This window comes from Achromobacter sp. AONIH1 (assembly GCF_002902905.1).
Taxonomy (GTDB): domain Bacteria; phylum Pseudomonadota; class Gammaproteobacteria; order Burkholderiales; family Burkholderiaceae_B; genus Achromobacter.
Genome location: NZ_CP026124.1, coordinates 5,269,695 through 5,291,544, shown reverse-complemented (window position 1 = coordinate 5,291,544; position 21,850 = coordinate 5,269,695). Strand labels below are relative to the sequence as shown.

The following is a 21,850-nucleotide window of genomic DNA, read 5'->3' as shown; positions in this document are numbered from 1 at the left end:
GGATCGGCCCGTGCGCGGCGCGCCGGCGCTATGCTGTGCGCTTCATTGCCCGGAGACGCTTGCGCATGAGCCAATTGTTCACCCCCACCCAGGCCGGTCCCCTGCGACTGGCCAACCGCATCGTGATCGCGCCCATGTGCGAATACTCGGCCGACGCCGGCTGTGCCACCGACTGGCACATGATCCACCTGGGCCATCTGGCCTTGTCCGGCGCGGCGCTGCTGTTCGTCGAAGCGACGGCGGTGGAGCCCGACGGCCGCATCACGCCCGGCGATCTGGGCTTGTGGTCCGATGAAACCGAGGCCGCGCTGGGCCGCGTGGTGACGGCCATGCGCCGTTATTCGCCGATCAAGCTGGGCATCCAGCTCGGCCACGCCGGGCGCAAGGCGTCCAGCCACGCCCCCTGGGACGGCGGGCAGCTGGTGCCGTCCGCTGAAGGAGGCTGGCAGGGCTGGGCGCCCTCGGCGCTGCCGCACAATGAATCCGAGCCGGCGCCGCAGGCGCTGGATTCCGCCGGCCTGGCCCGCGTGCGCGATGCGTTCGTGGCCAGCGCCCGACGCGCGTTGCGGCTGGGTTTCGACGCCATCGAGTTGCACGCGGCGCATGGCTACCTGATGCACCAGTTCCTGTCGCCGCTGGCGAACCGGCGCGACGACGCTTATGGCGGTTCGCTGGAAAATCGCATGCGCTTCCCGCTGGAAGTGTTCCAGGCGCTGCGCGACGTGGTGCCGGCATCCGTCGCGCTGGGCGTGCGCGTGTCCGCCACGGACTGGGTGGAGGGCGGATGGGACCTGGAGCAGACCACGGCCTTCGCCGACGCGCTGAAGGCGCGCGGCTGCGACTTCATCGATGTGTCCAGCGGCGGCGTGTCGCCGCAGCAGAAGATCCCGGTCGCGCCGAACTACCAGGTGCCTTTCGCCGCTGAGATCAAGCGCCGCGTCGGCATGCCCACGATCGCGGTGGGACTGATCACCGAGGCCGCCCAGGCCGAGGAGATCGTGGCCAGCGGGCAGGCAGACATGGTGGCGCTGGCGCGCGGCATGCTGTACGACCCGCGCTGGCCCTGGCATGCGGCCGCGCAGCTCGGTGGACAGGTCGACGCGCCGCGCCAGTACTGGCGTTCGCAGCCGCGCGAGCACAAGGCGCTGTTCGGGGAAACGCGCTTCGGCCAGCGCTGACGCGGATTCGGCACGCAAGAAAAAGCGCCGCTGGCAAGGCGGCGCTTTTTTTATCTGGAACCGCCGCTGCGGACCAGGAACTACAGCTTGGCGTAGGCCTGCTCCAACTGGTCCTGCAGCTGGTCGGCGAAATCGGCCTGCGCCGGGTCCAGCGCGGACATCAGGCGGGCTAGCACCACGTTGTCTTCCTCGCCATTCCAGATCTTGATGTAGGTGCCTTCCTTGTAGCCGTGCCGCTGGCGGAAGAGGTTCAGCACGTTCTTGGACACGTACTGGGTGTAGGCGTCGTTCCAGCCCATCTCGCAGGCGGTCATGGTGCGTTCCAGGACCTTGAAGCTGGCGCGGCCGCACACGGCCAGTCCGCCGATCAGTTCCAGCAGCTCGGGCACGTCCAGCGTGGCCAGCTCGCGCGCGGCGCCGTCCAGCGTGACGGTGCCAGGACCGGCCAGGTCGCGCATCAGCTCGGCCGCGGCGCCTTCGATCGATCCGCCTGCCTGGACGATGGTGTGCGACAGGTAGAAGTGCAGGATGTCGACCAGTTCCATCTGCACCTGGGGCAGGTCGATGGTCTGCTTCTTCCACCACTTCCAGCCGTGGTGTTCCAGCGCCTCGGCCGATTCCACGAACGCGGCGCGCAGGAAGCGCGAGCCGCTGGTCACCCAGGCGGGATTGATCATGCTGTTCAGGTGATCCTGCAGTTTCAGCATCGTGGCCGCTTGGGCCGGGTTCAATCCGACGGGTGTGTTCACTTTCGCTCCGTATGTTTGACGCGGGAATACCTGCGCGGATCGCGCGCAGGGCGCAGATGTTAGCACTCCGTGGCGTTGCGCCGGCCGTGCCCGGGCGCTGGCCGGGCAGCCGGCCGCACTCCGCATCTGGCTAGCCGTATCCGGTCGGCGGCAGCCGGCAGGCCGCATCTGGCGGGGCCATGCCGGCAGGGGACGCGCCAGGCCTGGCTGCTGCTAGCCATCCTTGCGGTAGGTGGACTTCAGCGGCGGCAGTTTGCCGGCGGGCGGCTTGCCGGGCTTGCGGGCGTCGCCGGCGGCCTTGAACAGCATGAAGGCGAAGAAGGCCAGGAACACCGCGGGCATGAAATCGTCCAGTCCGGCCTGCGGGCTGTTCAGCGCCTGCAGCGCGATGCGCGCCGCGATCAGGCCGACCACCGTCGCGGCCACCGTCAGCACCTTGCCGACGCCGCGCTTGGCGGCGGTCTTGGCCAGCGTCGCGGCGTCGCTATCTGATTGTGCGGGGGGCAACTTGGACTGCGGCGCGGGCGGCGTGCCGCCATTGCCCCAGGGCGCGGACGACAGCGGGCTCGCCGACGAGGACGCGCTGCCGGATGTCGCGCCGGGAGACCGCGTCGCTTCAGGCGAAGGCGCGCTGGGCAAGCCCGACGCGCCGGAACGGCTCAGTTCTTCGACATAGCGCGCGTAATCGCCATTCTTCGGTTCGCCGCCCAGAGCCATCAGCCATCTCCATTTCCGTCATTCCAGCACTATATGCCATCCACGCAGCCCGCAGCCCGTCCAGCGCATCGCAGCTCTCCCAGAGCGTGGCCGCGTGGATCCGGCTTCGCCGGTCCTCAGCGGCGCCCCATCAAGGGAGAAGCGTGCAAGCGCTTCCGGGGGTGTCCATGCTCCGGTCCGCAGGGCGTCCCTAGAGAGGGGGGCGCGTCGCGCTTCGGGGCTGCTGGGGCCTCCCTTTTTTGCGCAGCATGGCGACCAGCAGCCCGACGCCCAGCAGCACTGAAAAGCCGGCGCCGATCAACATGGCGATCTGTTGCGCGTTTTCCGCCGAGCCCAGGCTGCGCGCGGTGACATACCCCGGCGCCAGCATCAGCGGCATCCACAGGATGGCGGAGGACACATTGGCCAGCTGGAAGCGGCCATGCGCCATGCCCATGACGCCGGCCACGGTGGGGATGGTGGAACGGATCGGCCCGAGGAACCGGCCGATCAGCACCGAGGCGAAGCCATAGCGGTAGAAGAACAGCCTGGCGCGCGCCACCGCTGTGCGTTGCTGTTTGAGCGGCCAGCGGCGCAGCACGCCGGGGCCGGCCCAGCGGCCCAGCCCGTAGGACAGCGCGTCGCCCACGATGGCGCCGGCGACACCCCAGGCCAGCACGTTCCAGGGATCCAGCGTGCCGGCGCCGATCAGGCCGCCGGTCAACAGCATCAGCGCCGTGGCGGGAATGAACAGGCCCACCAGCACCAGGGATTCTCCCAGCGTGAGCAGGAAGGTGATCGGTCCGGCCCAGACCTGGTTGGCCTCGATGAACATGCCGATCTGGTCTATGTATTGATCCATGTGCGGAAGTTGAATATCAGCTGAATGCAATCGGGTATCTTAACGCCTGCATTGTGGGACCGGCATGCGTCGGCCATATGAATGAAGCCGATTGTCGGAGGATCATGGATTCCGTTACACAAGCCGTGTTGGGCGCCGGCATACAGGGTGCCCTGCTGGGGCGTTTCCAGGGGCGCAAGGCGCTGCTCTGGGGGGCCGCGCTGGCGACCGTGCCGGACCTGGACGTGCTGATGCGCTATCCAGACCCGGTTTCATTGATGACCTATCACCGGGGGTTTTCCCATTCGCTGTTCGTCCTGACCGGCCTGGCGGCGCTGCTGGCCTGGCTGATACGTCGGTATTGGCCGCAGGCTCCTTATGGGGGCAGGCGGCTGTTCCTGACGCTCTGGCTGGTTTTGGTGACACATCCTTTGCTGGACGCCTTCACCGTCTATGGCACCCAGCTGTTCTGGCCGCTGGCGCCGGTGCCGGAAAGCTGGGCGGCCGTGTTCATCATCGACCCGGTCTATACGGTGCCGCTGCTGGCGGCGTCGCTGTACGCGGTCGCCGCGGGCATGACGGCGCGCGCGCGCGGATTGCTGGCGACGGCGCTGGCATTCAGCACGGTCTATCTGGGTTTCGGTCTGGCGGGCAGGGTGGCGGCCGAACACCGCGTGCGCGATGCCATGGTCGCGCAAGGCATCGAGGTCACGGCCTTGCGCGCCGTGCCCATGCCGTTCAATACGCTGGTATGGCGCGTGCTCGCCAAGACGCCGGACGATCACTATTACGAAGCCGTATCGGGCTGGTTTGATCGGACGTCGCCGGAATGGCTGCGCCTGCCGCTCAACCCGGATGCTGGAGCCAACCTGGCCGGATCCGCGCTGCACGACAGGCTGCGCTGGTTCACCGGCGACTGGCTGCGCCATGACGTGATCGGCGATGCGCTGGTGGTGACCGACCTGCGCATGGGCGTGGCGGGGCACTACACCTTCCGCTTCAAGATGGCCGAGCGCGCGCCGGGGGCCGGCTGGATCGCGGTCGTGCCCAGCCGCTGGCCCAGCGCCAGCGGGGGCTGGCCGGAGCTGAAACTGGTATTGGCGCGCATTCTGGATGAGCAGCCGCCGTTGCCGCTGCGAGCTTGGTCGGACCAGGCCTTGCGCTAGGTTCGTGCCCATGCCGGCCGCGCACCGCCGCGCGGCCGGCGACCGCATCGTCGTCGCCAGGCGCGAGGCCGCGCCATGGCGCTTCACCCTGCGTCGCATTCTTGTCTGCCATTGTGCAAGGGGGAAGGGGGAACTCGTATTTTTACTAGCTAGATTTCGTTTTCGTTCAAGAGACCCGAAATGTGCCCGCTGGCAAAGTACCCGAATCCTTGATCCGGGTGCTTCAAACAGGCTGTATCCGCATCAGGGAACGGCATCAGGATTCCGGGTTTCCGGTACTCCGCCGATGGCAAGGCCTGGATGCGTCGCCGCGGCGCGCCGGTTTCATCTCTCCAATCAATAAGGAACGACAACGATGAAGCGCAGTTCTCTCTCGTATCTCATTTCTGCCGGCGCGCTGCTGGCGGCTCTGGCGCCGGTGGCTTCGCACGCGCAGGCCGCCTGGGACGGTCAGATCCGCTTCACGGGCAGCGTGTCGGACACCACGTGCTCCGTCAATGGCGGTCAAGGTTCTGCGAGCAACATCACTGATGTGCGGCTTGGCAACGTGGATCCCAATGCGGCGACGAAGGCGCTGGCCGTGGGCGCCAACATTGGCTCCAAGCAGACGTTCAAGATCAGCCTGTCCAATTGCAGCTTGCTCACGCCTCTGCCTACCAACCCGGCCTCGGGCACCGCACAAACCGAAACGCGAGGCGCCGCCATTGAATTCGACCAGGGTTCGGCGAACATCAATGGAGCCACGGGCAATCTGATGGTCACTGGCTTCCAGCCGGCGAAAGGCATCGAGATCGGCATCTGGAACGCCGGCAATGGCAAGACCAACAAGCTTGACCTCCGAGGCACCATGTCTCCGAGCGACGTACAGACGCTTCAGTTGAGGTTCTCGAACGATTCGGCCGTCACGCAGATCCTTGCCGGAGACCTCACCTTCGAGGCGGGCTATGTCAGGGCCAGCGGCCCTCTTGAGTCTGGTAACGCCGGTTCGCAAATCGCATACAAGGTGTCCTACCGATAAGTCGAGGTGCAGGCATGACGCCCATGAAGCGTGTTGCAGTACGTTGGTTGTGCATGGGCGTCATGGCTTGGGTTGCCGGCGCTGGCGTGGCGCAGGCAACCCTGGTTCTGGAGGGAACGCGCATCGTCTATCCAGAGAAGGCCAAGGATGTCAGCATCCGGGTGCGGAATCCGGGCAGCTATCCCATACTCGCTCAGTCCTGGCTTGACGACGGCCGCCCGGATTTGTCGCCCGAAGTGATGGTGGTGCCCTTTATCGTGTCACCCGCCCTGACCAGGGTCGAGCCTGACGGCAGCGCGCTGCTGCGTGTGTTCCACGCCAAACGGCCATTGCCCACGGACAGGGAGTCGCTGTTTTACCTGAACGTAATGGAAACTCCGCCGCGCAGCAGCGAGGAGAATGCGCTGACCTTGCAGTTTCGCACCCGGGTCAAGCTGTTCTTCCGTCCGACCGGATTGTCCGGAGATGCCGGGGACGCGCCAGACAGCTTGAAATGGACGCTGGTCCCAGGCGCAGGCGCCGTTGAGGTGCACAACCCGACGCCGTATCACGTGTCCTTCTTGTCCGTCGAGCTGGAAACGGCGGGGCGTCGCGAGATCCTGGACCGGGCAGGCCAGGACGCCATGGTGGCGCCATTTTCCAAGTTGCGTTTTCCTGTTTCGGCCGGTCGAAATCCCGTGCCGGGCCAAAGTCAGATCCACTACTGGGCCATCAATGATTTTGGCGGCAGGCACTCGTATCAGCGCCCCTTGTCATTGCCCTGACGGGTGCTTCTGAAGGCTCCATTTTTTCGCAAGGCTAGAACGATGCATTTGACGATGCAGGTGACGGCTCGTCCTGGAAACAGGCGCAAGTCGCGGCAACGGCGGGTCTGGATAGCGGGCCTTTGCATGTTGGTCATTGTGGCGGATGCGCAGGCGCAGGGTAAATCCAAGCAGTACGTGCAGTTCGATTCCAATATGTTGTTGCGCGGCGTCTCGGACGATTCCGTCGATCTCTCCCGGTTCGAAAAGCCTAACGCTGTGTTGCCGGGTCAGTATCGCGTCGATGTGCTGGTGAACGGAAACTGGCGCGGGGCCTCGTTCGTGGAATTCCGCGACGTCGGCCAGGATGGCGCGGCGCCTTGCTACACCGCCGAACTGTTGCGCAGTTCGGGGTTCGACATGGAAAAGCTTGAACGCCAGGCTGCCGAGCAGGGGCGTCCGGCGCTGGGAGACACGCCCTATTGCGGCGATCTGGCTACCCATGTTCCCGGCGCGCAGGCCAGGTTCGACGCGGCGGAACAGCAGTTGCTATTGACCGTGCCCACCATCTACCTGGGTACGAGACGCGCCAGCATCTATGTGGATCCGGCCCTGTCGGACAGCGGCATCACCGCCGCGCGGCTGGGCTATACCGGCAACTACTATTCACAGTACGTGCGCGGCGGACGTTCCGACGACCGAGGCTACCTGGGCTTGAGCGCCGGGCTGAACGTCGCCTCTTGGCGCGTGCGGCACGATGGCTCGGTGGCTTGGGGATCGCGCGAAGGCTCGCGCTATCAACGGGGCCGGCTGTACGCGGTGACCGGCATCCCGTCCTGGAAATCCGAGCTGCTGCTGGGCGAGACATCTTCCGATGGGCGGTACTTCGATCCGGTTTCGTTTCGCGGCGTGCGCGTGGCCAGCGACGAACGCATGCTGCCCGACGAGCGGCGCAACTACGTGCCGACCATACGCGGCACCGCCCAGACCAATGCCACGGTCAGCGTCTATCAGCGTGGCTTCCTGGTCCATGAAACCACGGTCGCGGCGGGGCCGTTCGTCATCGAGGATCTGCAGGCGGCCAGCTATGGCGGCGACCTGGAGGTGCGCGTCGTGGAGGCCAATGGCGAAACGCGCCGTTTCACCGTGCCTTTTGCCACGACCGTCGAGCTGCTGAAGTCCGGCGAAACGCGTTACTCGATGTCGCTGGGGCAGGCCATGGCCTCGGGCTACCGCAGCGGCGGGCCGGCGGTGTTCGAAGGCCTAGTGCGGCGCGGCCTGAGCAATCTGGTCACGGCATACGGGGGGCTGGCGCTCAGCGGCAACTATCGCTCGGTGTTGCTGGGCGCGGTGCTCAACACCGAATGGGGCGCGTTGGCCGGTGACATCACGGCGGCGACCGCCAAGCTGGCCAATGAAAAATCATCAGGCTCCAGCTATCGTTTGTCATACAGCAAGAATCTGCCCGAGACGGGCACGAATTTCTCGGTGCTGGCATATCGCTATTCGACCAGCGGCTTCGTCGGTTTCAACGAAGCCGTTGCCCAGCGCAACATTCCGAAGTCCGATCGCTACTACGATGCCGGCGGCCGGCTGCGCAACCGTATCGATGTCAACATCAACCAGTCGCTCGGTGACAGGCTGGGCTCCTTTTACCTGAATGGCTCTGCGATCCAGTACTGGAAGCGCGCGGGCCGCAACATCAATTTTGGCGGCGGCTACTACAACAACTGGGGCCGCGTGTCCTACGCGCTGAACGTGCAACGCAGCACTGTCAACGGCGGTTTGTATTCGCTGGGACGCGAGCGCGAGACCACGGTTACTCTCAACCTGAACATCCCCTTGGGCAAGTCCTACGACGCGCCCCTGCTCAACAGCTACACCAGCCATAGCGGCGCGGGCGGTACCAACTCCGGCCTGAGCGTGGGCGGATCGGCCGGCGAGGACTCGCTGTTCAACTATTCGCTCGGCACCAGCTACAACAGCCGCTCGGGTATGTCATCGGCCAACGGCAACCTGGACTACCTGGGCAGCCTGGCCCAGGTGGGCGCCAGCATCTCGCAGGGGCGCGACTATCGGCAGACCAGCCTGCGCGCCTCGGGCAACGTGCTGGCGCACGCGGGCGGGGTCACGCTGGCGCCGGTTCTGGGCGACACCATCGGCCTGCTGCATGCACCGGACGCCAAGGACGCGCGGACCACCCGCGACCGCAACAGCCGCATCGATGGGCGGGGCTATGGCCTGGTGCCCTATCTGATGCCGTATCGAAGCAACAACGTGGAACTGGATTCCGCCGACATGGCCGACGACGTAGAGCTGCTGAGCAATATGCGTACCGTGGCGCCGCGCGCCGGCGCGGTGGTGCTGCTGTCCTATCCCACCCGCCGGTCCAGGCCCGTGCTGGTCGACGGCAAACAGCGGGATGGCGCTCCGCTGCCATTCGGCGCCGAGGTCTACGACCTCGAGGATGGCGAGGTGATCGGCAGCGTTGGCCAGGGCAGCCGCATCGTCATGCGCGTGCGCAAGGATGAAGGCCGCGTCAGCGTGCGCTGGGGATCGAAAGCCGACCAGCGCTGCCGCATCGACTACGCGCTGTCCGAGCGCGAGCGCGGCCAGAGCGGCTTCGACGTGGTCGAGAGCGTCTGCCAGCCGGAGCCGGCATTACCCGCCGGCCCGATGCCGGTGGCGGGGCTGAAGCCATGATCGGCCGGCGCATTCTCGCACTGCGCCACGCGGGCTTGGCCGGCATGGCGATCGTGGCGGCATGGGCCGGGCTGGCCGGCGCCGCCCGTGCGGACATGTCCGTCGATGGCACGCGCTTCGTCTATCCCGCCCGCGAAAAGGCAATCAGCGTCTATGTCGGCAATATCGGCGCCGAGCCGATCCTGGTGCAGTCCTGGCTGGACCGGGGCGAGGCGCGGGACGCCAACGATCTGGCGCGGCTGAAGGTGCCGTTCGTGTTGACGCCGCCGCTCCTGCGCCTGGAGCCGAACGAGCGCAAGGCGGTGCAGTTGCGCTATACCGGTGAGTCCTTGCCCAAGGATCGCGAGTCCCTGTTCTGGGTGAACTTCCTGGAAGTGCCGGTCGTGAGCGACGAGCAGAACAGCCTGCGCCTGCAACTGCACCTGTCGATGAAGGTCTTGTTCCGGCCCGAGGGCCTGCAAGGCAAGGCAAGCGATGCGCCGGGCAAGCTGCGCTGGACCTGGCGCGATGCCGGCAACGGTTCGATGCGCGTGTTGGCGGAAAACCCCACTCCCTACAGCGTCACGTTCCGGACGCTGAAAGTGCGCGGCAGCCAGGGGGATGGCCTGGCGGGGCTGACCGTCCCGCCCCTGTCGTCCGCGTCCTTCGTGGGACGCTGGCCCGCGCCGCGCGATCAGGGCGGGCTGTCGCTGGATTATGAGTCGGTGGACGACCTGGGCGCGGCCAAGCGCGGCAGCGCCCAGGCCGAGTTCGCGCGCGTCGATTGAGCGCCATCGGCTGGCCTCGTGGCCGGCCGGGCATAGCTAGAAGGAGAAACCATGTTCCACCGTCTGTTTCATCGCCCGACCCGCGCGCCACAAGAGGGGCCGGCCAGCCGGCTGCTGGTCGGGCTGTTGCTGGCGGGCGGTGTCGCGTTGCCGGCTGTCGATGCCTGGGCCCAGAACGTGCCGGCGCGCGCGACCACATGCCGCATTGCGTCGCTCGGCGACGGCCAGACATCAGGGGGCGCCTGGATTCCTCCGCAGATCGGCAACGTGGGCGGCAGCCAGGTCATCCCGGACGGCACCGTGTTGGCCGTCAGGTCGGTCACGTTGTCGTCCATCGGCACGCTGGTGCCGACAGCCTCGACGGACAGGTTCTACTTGGCGGCCGGAGCGACGTGGGCCGGGGTTAGGCCAGACGGCAGCACCGTCTTTCCCTCGAATGTGCAGGGGATAGGGATCCGGCTACGAGCGGGGCCCGAGGCCAATGCCGCCGAGGTGTCGGCCGCAACTGAGATACGCGCAGTCCAAAATAGCGAGCAGTTGGCCATGCGAACGGGCGTACACAGTGCGGAAGCGGAAGTCCTCACTGGCCTGCGCGTGGAATTGGTGAAGCTGGGTTCCGATGTCTTGCCCGGAATCGGTGTCTTTCCCGTGACGGGCATGGCGACCGGGTACCAGGGCGCCAGGATGCGTTTCAAGATCGTGCAAGTGAAATCCCAGCCTGTCGCCGAGGGCACGGACCTGGGGCCGATCATGGATCCTTGCAATGCCAGCTTCGACTTCAATATCGATCAACTCATCAGCGGGGGCGGCACGACGCCTCCGGTCGTGACGGCGGTGTGCGCCGTGGATGCCAGCTATCAGGGCAGCGGCAGGGAAGTGCCCATGGGACCCGTGACCCGGGGCAGCTTTCCCGGGCGAGGCGACCGGGCCGGCAGCGTGCCGTTCGACATTTCGCTGAGCAACTGCGCGGCGCGGGCCAAGCCCAAGATATCGTTTTCTCCGGGCTTCCAGGGCAAGGTGCCTGGCTGGCCCAATGTATTGCGGCTGGATCAGAGCGACATCAACCATGCCAGGAATCTCGGCATCGTGCTGACGCGGCGCGACGATCCCGGCAAGGAGGTGAACATCGGCGACGCGCCGGAAGCCGGACCCTATATCCAGTTTCCGCAGTATGGGACGCTGCAGGATGGCGAGACGACCACCTTGGAATTGGCGGCGCATTATGTGCGGACCGACCATGAAGGCCAAGGGGGGGTGACGCCGGGGCCGGCCAACAGCAGCGTGCGCTTCCAGGTGCGCTACGATTGATCGCGGGCGATGCCGTGTGTCTGGGCGGGTATTGGAAAAAATGATCCCCGCCCGGCATTTATTGCTGGGCGGGGATTTGGCATATCGGCGGTTCTCCTGCTAGATCAAGGCTCGATCGTGCCCTTGTTGTCGCCCACGGGTCGAATCAGCGCGGCGTCTTGCAGGGCCGTGTTGTATTGCATGACGCCCTGGTTGGTGCCCACCAACCCGCCAGCCTTGATCCACATGTCATTGTGGTTGGAGAACTTGCTGGTGCTGGTCGATCCCATCAGCAGGCCCTGATTCAGGCCTACCAGACCGCCCATGTTGGCCACGGTGTAGCTGTTGGAGGTGCAAGGGTACCCCGGATAGCACTGGGAGGGAGTCCTGCCTTCCAGCGAGCCGGATGCTTCCGAGTATGCGATCGTTCCCTGCGCGCGATTGATGCCTACCAGCCCGCCCAGGTTCGACCGAGCTCCGCCGGTGACGTGACTCGAAGCGACGGTATGCATGATGCGCCCTTCATTGTCTCCAACCAGGCCGCCCACGTTGCTATAGGTGCCACTACCCAGCACTCTCAGGCTAGCCTCGGAGTCGTAGATGTTGCCGGTATTGTGGCCCACCAGCCCCCCAACCGAGGAGCGGGTGCCGCCACGCACCTCGTTCAGGTGGGCAGTGCTTTGCTGGATGCTTCCGGCATTCGTGCCGACCAGTCCGCCGACACGGCCATTGGTGGCGTTTGTGGCGTGAACGGCGGCGACAGTGGACTTGCTGTTGATGATGGAGGCTGTATCGCTGTTGACTCCGACCAAGCCGCCGATGCTGGTTTCCGTGGAAGACGACGTGAACACTTTGTAGCTACTGCTCGTAGAGTTCATGATCATGCCGTTGTTCCTGCCGACCAGTCCGCCCACGGCGGTCGGGCCGGTCGCCCCGACCTCGCCCGTGAACTGCGCGGAAGAGAAGACGGCGCCGTTATTTTCGCCCACCAGGCCGCCGGCAGTACCGCTGCCCGATTTTGATATGCGACCGCTGCTGGAGCTGTCTATGATCTGGCCGAAGTTTGTGCCGACCAGGCCGCCGGCATTGCTCAGCTGGCTGGAAGTGACCGAAGACGAGCTGGTGGAGTTGATGATCTGGCTGCCCTGATTGAGGCCCACCAGTCCGCCGATATGGCCGATGCCGGCGTGGCTGGCCATGTCGCTCACCGATCCCCAGCTGCCGCTGTCGCGGATGACGCCATCTATGCTCAAGCCAACCAGCCCCCCCGCGATATGGACTTGCGATGAGGTGGCGACGCTGCCCGAGTAGCTGGACCGTTCAATGGTGCCGCCATTGTTGAAACCGACCAGCCCGCCGATCGCGCCATCGGTGATGGTGCTGCCGCCACGCGAGCCGTTGATGACACGGACATTGGAGATGGTGCCCGTGTTAATGCCGACCAAGGTGCCGCTGTACTTGTGTCGCAGGCCGGCGCTGGAAATGTTATCCAGCGTGACATTGCGCAGCGTGCCCGAGGACTCGCTGAACAGGCCGGCGACGCCGTCCGGACTTACTGCCGCCAGCTTGACCAGCTTGTTGCCCAGTCCGTCGAACAGCCCCTTGAAGCCGCCCTGGCCGGCGCCGATGGACTGCACCGAGCCTGGCCCCTGGATGTCCGTGCCCAGTACGTAGTAGCCGGTCAGATGGCCGTTGATGGCGTTCAGTTGCGCGAGGTTCTGGATCACCACATGGCGCAGGCCGTTGGACGTGAATTGCGGATTGGCGCTGGGCAGCTGGATCAGGGCCTGGCCGGCGGGGCCGCTCAGCACGTAGTTGGCGGTCGACGCGAGGTCGGGCGTGCCGGACTGTGTCGTGCGCAGATTGACCTGGCTGGAGACGCCGCTCAGCGTGATCCGCCGCGAAATGTCGATCAGCCGGTCGGCCGACAGGTTCAGGGCGGTGCCCGAGCCCTTGGCGGTGAGGGCGGCGTTGACCATGACCTTGCCGTCGCCGCCGTGGCGCGCGTTCAGGGTCAGCGCGTGGCCGCTGTCCCAGTTCACCGGCGCGTTCACCTCGACGTCGCCGACATTGCTGGCCAGGCTGACATTGGTTGTGCTGAGATTGCTTGCCAGCGTGCTGGCATGGATGTTGTCAGTGGCCGTGGATTCGCCCACCTTGAGCGCATTGCCGATGATCTCCAGGGCGCCGGTGTTGCCGTTGCTCGCCCGTGTGTCCACGAGGGTGCCCTGCAGCATTTTTACGTGTCCGCCGCGGATCGAGACCGAACCGCCGTCGCCATAGGTGCCCAGGGCGCTGGCCGACAGGTGACCACCGACCTGCACCGTGCCGGAGCCGCCATCAAGCACGATCCTGCCTTGGCGGGCCTGCAGCGTTCCGGCCTCGATGAGGCCGGCGTTGTTCACCACAGCCAGCAGCGGGCTGGCCGGCCGCGAGTCGCGGGCCATCAGCAGGGCCTGTCCGCCGTTTGCCCGGATCGTGCCCGTGGCCGTGTTCTGGGCGTCGGCGAACAGGCCGCTGGTGTTCGCGCTCAGGCTGAGCGGGCCATTGCCAAGTCGTACCGTGAAGGAGCCGGCCCCGCCGAGCGCGACGGAGCCGCCGTTGGTCTGGATGCTCCCACTGTTAACTGCCCGATGGCCCAGCAGTACGATGTCCCCGCCCGAGGCGGAGGTGATGTAGCCCCGATTGCTGACCATGTTGTTCTGGCCGGCTGGCGCCTCGAAGTTGAAGACGCCGCTGGTGTTGTTGAAGAACGCGATGGGGTCGGTGACATGCGTCGAGGCGACCAGGCTGCCCACGTTGACCCGCGCGGTGTTGTTGAAAACGATGCCGTTCGGGTTGACCAGGAAGACCTTGCCGACGGCGTTGATCGCGCCCGAGATGTTGGAGGGGGCCAGGCTCGTGACGTTGTTCAGCGTCATATGGCTGGGATCCATATGGTTGAACGTGACGGATTCATTGCCGGCCACGTCGAAGGTGTTCCAGTTGATGACGGCCTTGGACGTGGTCTGGCTGATGACGGTGTTCGTGGGCCGGCCGGCGACGTTGCCGGGATTGTCCTGCCAGATGAAGGCGCTGCCGTGCGTGACCGTGCCGTTGGTGGGCGCGGCCAGGGCCTGCGGCGCCAGGGCGCTCAGCCCGGCGGCCGCGACGGCGGCCAGCACCGCGCGGGCGCCGGAGACGCCGGATTTCCCACGGCGGCGGGCGCATTCGCTGGCCACGGTCCAGCATGCCTTGCTGGCGTTCCATATCACTGTATGAGTCTTGTTCATGGGATTCCTTCTGGGGTTGGATGACGTGCCGGATTCTGCGTGGCACGGTGCTGCTGCACTCGGGGGCGGCCGGTCAGAAGTAGCGCGTGGCGCGTAGCCAGAAGCGCGGTTCCTGCTTGGGGCCGTTCTGTTCGTTTTCGCGCTGGATGGGCCAGGCCATTGCGGCCATGACCTGATGCGACGGGCCGGCCTGCGTGATGCTCAGGCCGGCGGCGGACAGCCGCCGCTGGTTGCGTTCGTCAGTCCAGGGGCGTTGGCTGAGCTGGACCCGGCCCGCGTCGGCGAAGGCCGCGAACTGCAGGCCGGCCATGGGCACGTAGCGCAATTCGAGCGAGGCCTGCCAGCCCGAGTCGCCGCTGCTGGAGCCGTTGGCGTAGGCGCGCACGCCGTAGGGGCCGCCCAGGCTGAACTGTTCGGAACTGTCGAGGTTCTTGGTCGCGCGCTGGGCGCTGATCTGCCCGTACAGGGTGAAGGGGCCGTACAGGTGCTGCAGGCGCAGCAGGGTGAGGTTGAGCTTGCCGAAGCCGCCCGCGCTGCGGTTCAGCGCGCGGTCGCGGATGCGCTGGGCTTCGGTTTCCAGGCGCAGGGAACCATGGCTGTAGGAAATGTAGGCGGCGCTGCGGCCGCCGCCGAACAGGCTGTCCTCGCCGTTGGCCGACAGCGAGGCGGTGCCCAGGCGGATGCGCTTGGCGTGGCGCTGCGAGAACATGTCTATGTCGTCGCGCAGCTGGCGGTCCTCGTATTGCAGGCGCGCTTCCAGGCGGAAGTGGCGGCCGGTGATCAGCGGCTGCTGCATGAAGATGCCGGTGGTGCGCGCGCTGCCATGCGCTTCCAGGATTTCGAAGTCGCGACCCAGCGCATAACGCATGTTGGACACGTTCAGGCCCAGGCGGGTGAGGGCGGGGCCGACCGGCGCCTGGTAGGCGGCGTAGTAGTAGCGCTGCTTGCGGTCGCTGGTCAGCAGGCGCAGGCTGAGCTGGTCGCCCAGGCGCAGCGGGCTGTTCACGTCCAGGCTGCCGCCCAGGCGGTATTCGCCGGTGTAGTAACCGCCGAAGTTGTCGGCGTCGATGCTGCCGGTGACCAGCGGCGTGGGAGCGGCGTTGACCAGCAGCGTGCTGGAGCCTGGGTGCGCGCCCGCGCGTAGCGTGCCTTGCACCGCGGCGCCGGGCAGGTCGCTCAGGCGCAGCAGGCGGCTTTCCAGATTGTCGATGTGCACGGGATCGCCAGGCCGCAGCACGGACAGTCCCCGGCGCAACACCGCGTCGCTCACGCGCGACCGGTTGTCGAGCTGGATCTCGTCGTACACGCCTTCCTGTACGGCGATGTTGACCACGCCGTCGCGGATTTCCTGCGGCGGAAGATAGGCGCGCGCGAGCAGATAGCCCTGGTCGTGGTAGTAGCGGGTGATGCGGTCGGCGGCCGCGCGCAGGCCGGCCAGGTCCTGCTCGCTGCCGTTCAGGTCGGCGAGCTGCGCCTGCAGCGCGTCGGTGTCGACGTGGAGATTGCCCTGCAGCCGGAAGGCGCGCACATGCAGCCGTGCGCCGCCATCGGGATCGCCGGATGGTGCCGGCGCGGGCCGCGCCGCCGAGTCGTCCAGCGGCGCCTGATCGGGCAGGGGCGCGAATTCGGGCTGTGTCGATTCGATCTCGCGCAGGCTGCGTCCGGCGTCGGGCACCTCGGGGATTCTGGCGTTGGGCGATTGGGCGAATCCCGCCATGGGCACGGCCGCGCACAGCAGCAGGCAGGCCGCCCACGCGCGCGATGTCGATATGTGATCGGGATTGCGGCCGGGCGCCCGGGCGGCCATCGATGCGGGCACTGCATGCGGCGGAGTTACCGCCGGGACATTCTTTTGTAGCGACTGCACGTGGTCTAGCCGCGGAGGCCGCGGTTCCTGTTCTTGCCGGCCGGACAGCGATACGGCGGCGGAGCCTATGAATACGCGTTCCGCAATGCAGGATTGCGGGTGAGGGAACTATAGGTAGCGGCTCGACAGGAAGATTTAGTATTTATTCGAATTCTGATTTTGACTAATACGAAACGCACCTGCGGCTCATTGGCAGAGCCTTGTATGACGAGTTCCCCGAGAGCCGTTGTCAGCCTTGGATCTTGCGGTTGTCCGAAGCAATCAGCGAGCGGGCCATGAGGCGAAGCGTGCCCTGAAAGCGGCATGTAGCCACGCTTTGCGCCGAATCCCGTCGTTTAGAATTCTCCGCACCCATGCAGGAAAAGGGCGTGCGCAACCGCGCGGCGTTCCTGTCTTGCGATCCAGATCAGCGGGAGGTGCGGTGTCCGATCTCAGCATACAAGTAGCGGTTGCCGATGATCATCCTGTGGTGCTTCTCGGCGTGGCAATGGAACTGGAGCGCAATCCGTCGCTGCGCATCATCGGGCAGGCAAACGATTCCACCGAACTGGTCGCCTTGCTGGACCAGCACCCCTGCGACGTGCAGGTGCTCGACTACAACATGCCCGGCGGCCGGTATGGCGATGGCCTGGTGCTGTTGTCTCATCTGCGGCGTCGCTACCGCGAGTTGCGGCTGGTGCTGTACACCATGGTGGACAATCCCGCGCTGTTGCTGGCGATCGTCAAGCAGGGCACGTCGGGCGTGGTCAGCAAGTCCGACTCGCTGACGCATCTGGTCGACGCGGTGCATGCCGCGCATGGCGGCCGCCAGTATTACTCGCCGACCATCAAGGACATGCTGCTCAACAGCATGATGGTGGCCGAACCCAACCGGCTGACGCCGCGCGAGGCCGAAATCGTCCGGCTGTTCTGCGCCGGCAGCACCATCACCGAAATCGCCGAGCGGCTGCACCGCAGCGTGCAGACCGTCAGCACCCAGAAGCGCAGCGCCATGCGCAAGCTGGGCGTGAGCCGCGACGTGGACCTGATCAAGATGTACACCGGCGGAGTCTGAGTTCCGCCGAGTATGCCTTCTTTCACCGGCGCGACGCGGTCGCGCCGGGCTTCCTGTCGTTCTTCCCCAGGTCACTCTTGAGTCGGCGTCCATTCCGGCTTGACCCCCGCTTTCCGGCTGCACTATGCTTGTTCTTTTATAAGGAACCGAGTTCCTTTTTAAGGAACTTTCATGAGCATTCTCGACGGCGTTCAACGCGTGCTGTCGCTTTACGCCGAAGGCGCGGTCGAACTGAGCTTCACCGACGTCGCGACGCGTCTGTCTCTGCCTAAAAGCACTACTTCGCGCCTGCTCAACCAGATGCAGCGCCATGGTTTGCTGGATCAGGACGCCTCTTCCCGCCGCTATCGCCCGGGCCTCATGCTGTCGATGGCGGCGCGGGCCGGCATGGCTGGCCGTCCGCTGGACTCGGCCTGTCGCAAGGTGCTGGCCCGGCTTTCCGAACGTTCAGGCCTGACGGCCTATCTGTCGACGTTGAATCAGCGCGAGACGGTGGTGTTGCAACGCCTGGACGGCTCGCATCCGGTGCAGGTGCTGTCGCCGCCCGGATCGCGCCGCGCCGCATCGGGCACCGCCATGGGCAGGGCTCTGCTGTCTCGCCTGAGTGACGCCGAATTCACGGATTTGTACGGTGCCAATCCGGTCTTGCACCTGCCCATGGAGGGACGAGATTGTCCCGGCAGTGTCGGCGAGTTGGCCGAGCGTGTGGCCCGGACGCGCGCCGAGCGCTGCGCCGTGGCGATCGACCAGGCCATGCCTGGCATCGGCGCCGTGGCGGCCGCCGTGCGCGATCCGCTTTCCGGCGAACTGCGCGGCCTGTGCCTGTCGTTCGTGTCGTTCCAGGCCGATGCCGCGCGCGTGGCGCAACTGCGCGAGGCGGTGCTGGAACTGGTCGGCGCGCTGGGCCGTGAACTCAATGATCCATTCTGGCAGGGTTGACGACGAACACGCGCCTTCCCGCCATCTAGCCGCGCGCGGCGTCCGCGGCATTCCAGTCATCGCATTCCGGATATCCGGACCTTCATCATCACGGAACCTCTCCATGAATCTTCTGCTTCTCAGTAATTCCAGCAGCGACGCCGGCTATCTGGCGCATGCCCTGGCCGACATCCGCGAATTGATCGCGGGCCTGCCGGCCGGCGCGCCCGCCGTGTTCGTGCCGTTTGCCGGCGTGACCCGCGGCTGGGACGACTACACCGCCATGGTCGGCGCCGCGCTGGCCGATACCGGCCTGGACGTGCAGCCGCTGCACCGCGCCGCGGACCCGCTGGCGGCGCTGGAAAACGCCGCGCTGATCATCGTGGGCGGCGGCAACACCTTCAATCTGCTGGGACAGCTGCGGCGCCAGGGCCTGCTCGACGCCGTGGCGCGGCGCGTGCGCCTGGGCACGCCTTATCTGGGCTGGAGCGCCGGTTCGAACCTGGCCTGCCCGAGCATCTGCACGACCAACGACATGCCCATCGTCGATCCGGAAGGCTTCGACGCGCTGGGGCTGTTGTCGTTCCAGATCAATCCGCACTACACCAACGCCCATCCTCCCGGCCATCGCGGCGAAACGCGGGCCCAGCGCCTGGCCGAGTTCTGCGTGCTGAATCCGTCCATGCCGGTGCTGGGACTGCCCGAAGGCTCGGCGTTGCGCGTGCGCGGCGATGTCGTCACGCTGCTCGGACCGCACGAGGCGCCGTTGTTCCTGGGACAGCAGGAGCCGCGCGTTTACGCGCCCGGCGCGCTGGAGCTGCCCGCGTGAAACAGGCCATCGACGCCATCGAGCTGTTGTCGTCCGCGCATGTCACGGGCGAAGCGGTCGCCGGGCGCTTGCGCGCGGCCGGCCGTTGCGACGTGACGGTCACGCGGCTGGAGCGGGATGGCGCGGCCACCGAGTTCCTGTCCATCGTGATTCCGGGCGCGGACGACAGCGCGCCCCAGCTGGGCATCGTGGGTCGCCTGGGCGGCATCGGCGCCCGTCCGGCGGTCACGGGATTGGTGTCGGACAGCGATGGCGCCGTGGTGGCCATCGCCGTCGCCTTCAAGCTCATGGCGATGGCCGCGCAGGGCGACGTGCTGCCCGGCACGGTGCGAATCCGCACGCACATCTGCCCGCGCGCGGGCACGCGGCCGCAGCAGCCGGTGCCGATGATGCGCTCGCCCTTTCCCATGCGCGAGATGATGGCGCACGAGGTCGACCCGCGCATGGACGCGATCCTGTCGGTCGACACCACGCGTGGCAATCGCCTGGTCAACCAGCGCGGCGTCGCCCTGACGCCGGTCGCCAAGCAGGGCTATTTGCTGCGCATACCCGAGACCATGCTGGACCTGCTGGGCTGGGTGAGCGGCGAATTGCCGCTGACGCTGCCTTTGACCACGCAGGACATCACGCCCTACGAGAACGGGCTGTGGCATGTGAATTCGCTGATGCAACCGGCGATCGCCACGGATGCGCCGGTGGTGGGCGTGGCGCTGACGGCGCAGACCACGGTGCCTGGCTGCGCCACGGGCGTGACCAATGCGGTCGACGCCGACGTGGCCATGCGTTTCTGCATCGAGGTCGCCAAGGTCTACGGCCAGGGCGCGCTGAAGTTCTACGACGAAGCGGAATGGGCCGCGCTGCAACAGCGCTATGGCTCGCTGGCGCACTTGCAGACGGTGGGGAACGCGCCCGATTGAGCGCTTTGGGGGCAGCGGCTGTCCGATAGCCGGGCAGCCGCCAGTCTTGCCGGCTTCAGTCCGGCAGGCGCGCCGCGATCTCGGCGATCAGGCGCCGCGCGGCGTCCAGCTTGCCGGCTGCGGGCAGGGGATGCACGCCCTGCGCATCGAACAGCACCAGCTCGGTGGTGTCCGCGTCCATGACTTTCTGCGCCAGGTTGCCCACCAGCAGCGGGATGCCCTTGCGCACGCGCTTGGCCTCGGCGTGCTCGGCCAGCTTTTCGGTCTCGGCGGCAAAGCCCACGCACCAGGGGCCGTCTTGCAGCCTGGCCACTTCGGCGAGGATGTCCGGATTGGGTTCGAACTCCATCTGCGGCGCGCCGCCGCCTTCGCTGGTCTTCTTGAGTTTCTGCGCGCTGACGTTCTTCACGCGCCAGTCGGCCACGGCGGCCACGGCGATGAAGATGTCGGCATCTATGGCGCTGGCCATGACGGCATCGTGCATCTGCCGCGCCGTGGTCACGGACAGCGAGGTGACGCCGCGCGGCACGGGCAGCGCGGTGGCGCCCGTGACCAGGGTGACGCGGGCGCCGGCTTCGCGCGCGGCGCGCGCCAGCGCGTAGCCGGTCTTGCCGGACGAGCGGTTGCTCAGCACGCGGATGGGGTCGACCGGCTCGGACGTGGGGCCGGCGGTCAGCAGCACGTGGCGGCCGGCCAGCAACTTGGGCTGGAAGAAGGCGATCAGGTCGGTCAGCAGCTCGTGCGCTTCCAGCATGCGGCCGTCGCCGGTCTCGCCGCAGGCCTGTTCGCCGGCGGCGGGGCCGAGCACGGCAATGCCGTCGGCGCGCAGCTGTTCGACGTTGCGCTGGGTGGCCGGGTTGGCCCACATCTCGCGGTTCATGGCGGGCGCGACCAGCAGCGGACAGGCGCGCGCCAGGCACAGCGTGGACAGCAGGTCGTCCGCCATGCCGTGCGCCAGCTTGGCCATGAAGTCGGCGCTGGCCGGCGCGATCAGCACGGCGTCGGCGCCGCGCGTGAGGTCGATGTGCGCCATGTTGTTGGGCACGCGCGCGTCCCAGGCATCGACGAACACCGGACGGCCGGACAGCGCCTGCATGGTGACGGGCGTGATGAAATGCGTGGCCGCCTCGGTCATGACCACGTCGACCGTGGCGCCTTGTTCGGTCAAGCGCCGCACCAGCTCGGCGATTTTGTAGCAGGCGATGCCCCCGGTCAGGCCGAGGACGATGCGTTTGCGGGCGAGGTCGAGCATGGGGCGGGAGCGGCGCGGAGGGCGCCGCGTAGTCGAGGAATGGATATTGATTCTACAGCGCTCAGCCGCGCGGCTTGCGCGAGCGCAGCAGTTCGTCCAGCACCAGCAACACGGCGCCGCAGCTGATGCCCACGTCGGCCAGGTTGAAGGCGGGGAACTGCCAGTCATTCCAGTAGAACAGCAGGAAGTCCACCACGTGGCCGTAGACCACGCGATCGATCACGTTGCCCACGGCGCCGCCCAGGATCAGCGCCAGCGCCAGGCTGAAGCGCGGCTGGCCGGGCGTGCGACGCAGCATCCAGACGATGACCACCGCCGCCACGCAGCCCAGGCCGGTGAAGAGCCAGCGTTGCCAGCCTTCCTCGGTCGCCAGGAAACTGAACGCCGCGCCTCGGTTATAGACCAGCGTGAAGTCGAAGAACGGCAGCAGGTGCAGCCGTTCGCCGTACTGGAAGGCGGTGTTGAAATAGATCTTGGTCAGCTGGTCCAGGACGATGATGCACAGCGCCAGCGCCAGCCAGCCGCCGATCCGCGCCGGTGCGGCGCGGCCGGACGGCTGGTCCGGCGTCCCGTGGTCGACGGGGCCGGCCATG

18 protein-coding genes are annotated in these 21,850 nt (G+C 66.6%); 11 read left to right on the top strand and 7 right to left on the bottom strand.

What is annotated here, in order from left to right:
* Nucleotides 1-65: 65 nt before the first annotated feature.
* Nucleotides 66-1,178, top strand: a complete 1,113-nt coding sequence (locus tag C2U31_RS24225) for an NADH:flavin oxidoreductase/NADH oxidase (protein WP_103275129.1) — start codon at nt 66-68, stop codon at nt 1,176-1,178.
* Nucleotides 1,179-1,258: 80 nt separating this feature from the next.
* Here C2U31_RS24225 and C2U31_RS24220 read toward each other — a convergent pair whose 3' ends face one another.
* The 3 genes from C2U31_RS24220 to C2U31_RS24210 form a co-directional block, all read right to left on the bottom strand.
* Nucleotides 1,259-1,909, bottom strand: coding sequence for a dUTPase (locus C2U31_RS24220; RefSeq protein ID WP_103275128.1), 651 nt, complete (start codon nt 1,907-1,909; stop codon nt 1,259-1,261).
* Between the two features lie 231 nt (nt 1,910-2,140).
* On the bottom strand, nt 2,141-2,644 hold the full coding sequence (locus tag C2U31_RS24215) for a hypothetical protein (protein WP_103275127.1): 504 nt from the start codon (nt 2,642-2,644) through the stop codon (nt 2,141-2,143).
* A gap of 190 nt (nt 2,645-2,834) precedes the next feature.
* Nucleotides 2,835-3,485, bottom strand: coding sequence for a DedA family protein (locus C2U31_RS24210; protein WP_103275126.1), 651 nt, complete (start codon nt 3,483-3,485; stop codon nt 2,835-2,837).
* Nucleotides 3,486-3,589: 104 nt separating this feature from the next.
* On the opposite strand from C2U31_RS24210, the gene C2U31_RS24205 reads away from it, so the two are divergent.
* The 6 genes from C2U31_RS24205 (at nt 3,590) to C2U31_RS24180 (ending at nt 11,169) form a co-directional block, all read left to right on the top strand.
* Nucleotides 3,590-4,630 carry a metal-dependent hydrolase gene (locus C2U31_RS24205; RefSeq protein WP_103275125.1) on the top strand — a complete coding sequence of 347 codons (1,041 nt, stop codon included), beginning with the start codon at nt 3,590-3,592 and terminating at the stop codon, nt 4,628-4,630.
* Between the two features lie 355 nt (nt 4,631-4,985).
* Nucleotides 4,986-5,648, top strand: a complete 663-nt coding sequence (locus C2U31_RS24200) for a fimbrial protein (RefSeq protein ID WP_103275124.1) — start codon at nt 4,986-4,988, stop codon at nt 5,646-5,648.
* Nucleotides 5,649-5,662: 14 nt separating this feature from the next.
* Entirely contained in the window at nt 5,663-6,412 is a 750-nt protein-coding gene (locus C2U31_RS24195) for a molecular chaperone (RefSeq protein WP_103275123.1), read from the top strand.
* Between the two features lie 126 nt (nt 6,413-6,538).
* The gene (locus C2U31_RS24190) at nt 6,539-9,094 is read left to right on the top strand and encodes a fimbria/pilus outer membrane usher protein (RefSeq protein WP_103275122.1); all 2,556 of its coding nucleotides are present in this window, start codon (nt 6,539-6,541) and stop codon (nt 9,092-9,094) included.
* The gene (locus C2U31_RS24185) at nt 9,091-9,861 is read left to right on the top strand and encodes a molecular chaperone (RefSeq protein WP_103275121.1); all 771 of its coding nucleotides are present in this window, start codon (nt 9,091-9,093) and stop codon (nt 9,859-9,861) included. Before C2U31_RS24190 ends, C2U31_RS24185 begins: the two co-directional genes overlap by 4 nt.
* A gap of 51 nt (nt 9,862-9,912) precedes the next feature.
* Nucleotides 9,913-11,169: a fimbrial protein gene (locus tag C2U31_RS24180; RefSeq protein ID WP_103275120.1), complete on the top strand. Its 1,257-nt coding sequence runs from the start codon at nt 9,913-9,915 to the stop codon at nt 11,167-11,169.
* 104 nt (nt 11,170-11,273) lie between these two features.
* On the opposite strand, the gene C2U31_RS24175 is transcribed toward C2U31_RS24180, so the two are convergent.
* Both C2U31_RS24175 and C2U31_RS24170 read right to left on the bottom strand, forming a co-directional pair.
* A complete protein-coding gene (locus C2U31_RS24175) occupies nt 11,274-14,420 on the bottom strand; it encodes a GLUG motif-containing protein (RefSeq protein WP_103276552.1) in 3,147 nt (1,048 codons plus the stop codon).
* A gap of 73 nt (nt 14,421-14,493) precedes the next feature.
* On the bottom strand, nt 14,494-16,239 hold the full coding sequence (locus tag C2U31_RS24170; RefSeq protein ID WP_233772486.1) for a ShlB/FhaC/HecB family hemolysin secretion/activation protein: 1,746 nt from the start codon (nt 16,237-16,239) through the stop codon (nt 14,494-14,496).
* 535 nt (nt 16,240-16,774) lie between these two features.
* Between C2U31_RS24170 and C2U31_RS24165 the strand changes: the two genes are divergently transcribed.
* The 4 genes from C2U31_RS24165 (at nt 16,775) to C2U31_RS24150 (ending at nt 20,005) form a co-directional block, all read left to right on the top strand.
* The gene (locus C2U31_RS24165) at nt 16,775-17,341 is read left to right on the top strand and encodes a response regulator transcription factor (RefSeq protein WP_233772485.1); all 567 of its coding nucleotides are present in this window, start codon (nt 16,775-16,777) and stop codon (nt 17,339-17,341) included.
* Between the two features lie 171 nt (nt 17,342-17,512).
* Nucleotides 17,513-18,280, top strand: a complete 768-nt coding sequence (locus C2U31_RS24160; protein WP_103275118.1) for an IclR family transcriptional regulator — start codon at nt 17,513-17,515, stop codon at nt 18,278-18,280.
* A 103-nt stretch (nt 18,281-18,383) separates the two neighbouring features.
* Nucleotides 18,384-19,088, top strand: a complete 705-nt coding sequence (gene pepE, locus C2U31_RS24155; protein WP_103275117.1) for a dipeptidase PepE — start codon at nt 18,384-18,386, stop codon at nt 19,086-19,088.
* Nucleotides 19,085-20,005, top strand: coding sequence for a DUF1177 domain-containing protein (locus tag C2U31_RS24150; RefSeq protein WP_103275116.1), 921 nt, complete (start codon nt 19,085-19,087; stop codon nt 20,003-20,005). The genes pepE and C2U31_RS24150 overlap by 4 nt, the downstream gene beginning before the upstream one ends.
* 55 nt (nt 20,006-20,060) lie before the next feature.
* Here the strand turns inward: C2U31_RS24150 and coaBC are convergent, their stop codons facing one another.
* Entirely contained in the window at nt 20,061-21,257 is a 1,197-nt protein-coding gene (gene coaBC, locus C2U31_RS24145; RefSeq protein ID WP_103275115.1) for a bifunctional phosphopantothenoylcysteine decarboxylase/phosphopantothenate--cysteine ligase CoaBC, read from the bottom strand.
* A 61-nt stretch (nt 21,258-21,318) separates the two neighbouring features.
* On the bottom strand, nt 21,319-21,849 hold the full coding sequence (gene lspA, locus C2U31_RS24140) for a signal peptidase II (protein WP_103275114.1): 531 nt from the start codon (nt 21,847-21,849) through the stop codon (nt 21,319-21,321).
* Nucleotide 21,850: the final 1 nt, after the last annotated feature.